General features: G+C 59.8%; 3 protein-coding genes. All 3 read left to right on the top strand.

Annotated features, from left to right (window positions below; translation table 11 throughout):
• On the top strand, positions 1-814 hold an 814-nt coding region (rfbA, locus tag VMH22_11475), incomplete at its 5' end, for a glucose-1-phosphate thymidylyltransferase RfbA (protein HTW92317.1).
• 118 nt (positions 815-932) lie between these two features.
• Positions 933-1,892 (top strand): class I SAM-dependent methyltransferase, encoded by a 960-nt coding sequence (locus tag VMH22_11470; protein ID HTW92316.1) that lies wholly within the window; start codon positions 933-935, stop codon positions 1,890-1,892.
• A gap of 353 nt (positions 1,893-2,245) precedes the next feature.
• A complete protein-coding gene (locus VMH22_11465; protein HTW92315.1) occupies positions 2,246-3,484 on the top strand; it encodes an ATP-grasp domain-containing protein in 1,239 nt (412 codons plus the stop codon).
• The last annotated feature ends 196 nt before the right edge of the window (positions 3,485-3,680 follow it).

Genomic DNA, 3,680 nt, shown 5'->3' with positions numbered 1-3,680 from the left:
GGTCAGCAAGCAGCTCCTGCCGGTCTACAACAAGCCAATGGTCTACTACCCGCTCTCCGTGCTGATGCTGGCCGGCATTCGCAACATGCTCGTTATCAGCACGCCGGAAGACCTGCCCGGCTACCAGCGGCTACTTGGTGACGGTTGTCAGTGGGGCGTGACGTTTTCCTACAAGGCTCAGCCGACTCCGCGGGGCCTGGCCGATGCCTTCATCATCGGTGAGGACTTCATTGATAACCAGCCGGTCGGCATGGTCTTGGGCGACAACGTGCTCTACGGTCAGGGGCTGAAGCCCTCGCTCGAGCAGGCTGCCGCGCTCACGCAGGGCGCACTTGTGTTCGCGTACGTTGTACGCGACCCTGAGCGCTACGGGGTAGTCGAGTTGGACGAGCGCGGCATCGCGGTGAGCCTGGAGGAAAAGCCGGCGAAGCCGCGGTCGAGCTACGCCATCCCCGGGCTCTATTTCTACGACAATGCCGTGTCGGAGATTGCCCGCGACCTCGAGCCTTCCACCCGCGGCGAACTCGAGATAACCGACCTCAACCGCGAGTACCTGCGGCGCGGACAACTGCGGGTCGAGGTCCTTGGCCGCGGCATTGCCTGGCTGGATGCCGGAACCCACGAATCTCTGCTCCAAGCCGCGACGTACGTGCAGGCGGTCGAGGAGCGGCAGGGCTTGATGATATGCAGTCCGGAAGAGGTCGCGTATCGTCAGCGGTTCATCGGAGGCAAGGAGCTTCTCTCGCTGGCTGACAGCATGGGACCGGGCAGCTACAGCTCGTACCTCAGGCAATTGGCGGGAGAACGAGTGTGAGGACCGAGAACGGTGCCCGATGACCGGCGACCAATGACCGAGGACCAAGGCCCGGTCCGCCACCGCCCAGTGTGGAATAGAGGGATGACGGCTCATGACTGAAGGAATGCGACCAGCGATGAAGGTTGACTTGCGCAAAGAGCCGCTAGATTCGTGGAAGAGGAGCATACTAATCCCGAGCCGCGACGACGCGGCGGCGAAGCCGCTTGACTCGAAGTGGACGTTGGATGAGAGAGGTATTGTCCGTTGCGGGATTCCCGCAACCGACGCGCTCAGTTTCCACAACAAGATGCCAAAAGGAGCTGCACTGAGGGAGCTGTCTCGGCAGAAGTTCCACTTGGCATACTGGGAAACCGGCTACTTAGAGGAGGTTATTTCCGAGTACTTGTCTGATGTGAACCCACGTAGCTCGGTGGTCATAGATGTTGGCTGCGGGGACGGCCGATTCACAGAGCACCTTCTGCACTCGGGCTTCCAGCGCATCGTCGCGGTCGATACCCACCTGCCGGTGCTGCAGTCGCTCCAGAGTTATCTTGTGCAAGAACAAGCGGAAGACAGAGTCCTCCTGGTAAACTGCAGTGCTGACCGGATGCCCCTCAAGGCCGGGTCCGCAGACGCCGTCCTGGCCATTGGAGTCTACTTCTACATGGGCGACAGCTTCGAGGATGGCATCGGGGAAGCCCATCGGTGCCTGAGCGGAAATGGTATCCTGGTAAACATGGAACCCGACATCGAGGGGGCCTTGTACAGGTCGATGATTCTGGAGTCCTTGGACGACGTGTTTGAGAACTTCTTTGACAGACGGTTCAAAGAAGAACACGGAGAGACCCCCTTCAAGTTCCGGTGCTTCGAGAAGGACGAACTCGCGCACATTCTCGACAAACTGGGCTTCCGCGTTACCAAGTGGGTTGGTCTGCCACTCTTCCCCTGGATTCTCCGCATAAGAACCGTACGTGGCGAAATCGACCTGCAGAAACTTGAGACGGAAGATGAGCGCTTGCGCGCGGTTCTCGACTACCTGAACCGCAGGGGAACCCTGCACAGGCACTTCATCTGGCGCAGTGTCAAGGTGCGATAGCATCACCGCAGGGCAAGTGATGGGCTACACAGCCGACGAGCGCACGGGAACGCAGGTTTGGTACCAACGTCGGAATCGCGGGCCGCGCCCACTCCGTCGCGGGAACGTGCCTTCTGACTCTCGTGCAGCAAGATTCGACATCAGCCGCGACCGCCTCTGCGAGAAGCTGAAGAAGCTCGTCGTATACGCGCGGAGATGCTCCTATCCGCTAATGCCGGGACTACCGTGCTATCGTATCATCTGGACACGAGATTCGCAGGCCCTTGCTTGGGCTGTGTCGGAAGGGATTCTGACGTGGCCGGTCTACTTGGGCCCTGTCATAGGTTCCGTTGAAGTCACGCGTGAGATGGTGAGTGAATAGGAGAATCCTGGTGCTGGCCGGGACGAGCTTTCAAATCCCGGTGATTGAGAGCGCGAAGCGACTGGGCTGTGCCGTCATCACCTGCGACAACAGACCCGACAACCCGGGGCACAGACTGGCCGATGCCTACGAGAACGTGAGCACGACGGACATCGAGGGCGTTGAGAAAGTCGCCAGGCAGCATGGTGTAGATGGCATACTGGCGTACGCTTCTGACCCTGCCGCTATTCCCGCTGCCGAAGTCGCTGAGAGACTCGGTTTGCCGGGCAACAGCGTGGCATCCGTGAAGAAGTTGGGCCTAAAGTCAGAATATCGACGGCTGCAGAGAAAGTTGCAGATCCCGCACCCGGAGTTCACGGTGCTGCGGCCCAGCAGAGATACGTCGCGCATCGAAGTCCCATTTGACTTCCCGGTGGTGGTAAAGCCCACGGACTCCTCGGGCAGCAGGGGCGTTTCGATAGCTCGCAACGAGAGCGCGCTGACGGGAGCGGTCGAATTTGCGTGTAGGTCTGGCAGGAACGGTGAGGTAATAGTCGAGGAGTACGTCAAGAGCGACCACGCTCAGATTGTCGGCGAGGCCTTCATCCTTGATGGCGATGTCGTCATGCTGGACATCGGCGACCACGAGTTGAACGTCAGCGGTTCCGGGTTGGTCCCCATTGGCGGAGTGTTCCCGTCGGTGCTGTGGGACCAGTGCTATGACCGTATCAGGGAGCAGCTCTCGCGCGTACTGGAGTCCTGCGGATTTGCGAACGGTGCCCTGAACATAGAAGTCCGGATCGGCAGCGAAAACAACGTGTATCTCATGGAGGTAGGCCCTCGATCGGGCGGCAACTTCCTGCCCGAGCTGATGAAATACACAGTTGGGGCTGACGTAGCTACCGCAAGCGTCAAGGCTGCGCTGGGTGACATGGATGTGTCTGCGTGCTTCCCGCCACTGCGGGAGCGGACCTCCCTGCACGGCTACTTTGTGCACCACGTCAGCCAGCCTGGGCTATTCTCAGCCATTCAATGGGATCAGAACTTCAGTGCAAACCACGTCGTAGCCGAATTCGTGTTCAAGCGAGAAGGTGAACCAGTGCCACGGTTTTCGAACTCGGGAGACCTGCTAGGCGTGGTTCTTCTACGCTTCGGAGACAGGGCGAGTGCCCGCAGTTTCTTTGCAGATCCCAGCGCGGTCGTCTCATACCACATTCCCGAGAGCGCCCGAGGGCAGCACTATGACCGCTGACCGCGGGGCGGACGTGATCGTCAGCGTATGCTGCATCACCTGCAACCACGAGAAGTGCGTTCCTCAGCGGCCGGGGGCACTTGGAACTACCTCTTCCGGGAAACAAGCAGGATTATGTGATTGCGGCAGCGCTGGTAACGTTCCTAGGGCTTGTCCAGCTTATCCAGAGGCGCGGCAGCATCAGACAGATGGCGTA

The sequence above is a fragment of the bacterium genome (assembly GCA_035505375.1).
GTDB lineage: Bacteria > Hydrothermota > Tepidihabitantia > Tepidihabitantales > Tepidihabitantaceae > UBA2258.
This window is presented reverse-complemented; position numbering and strand designations above follow the sequence as displayed.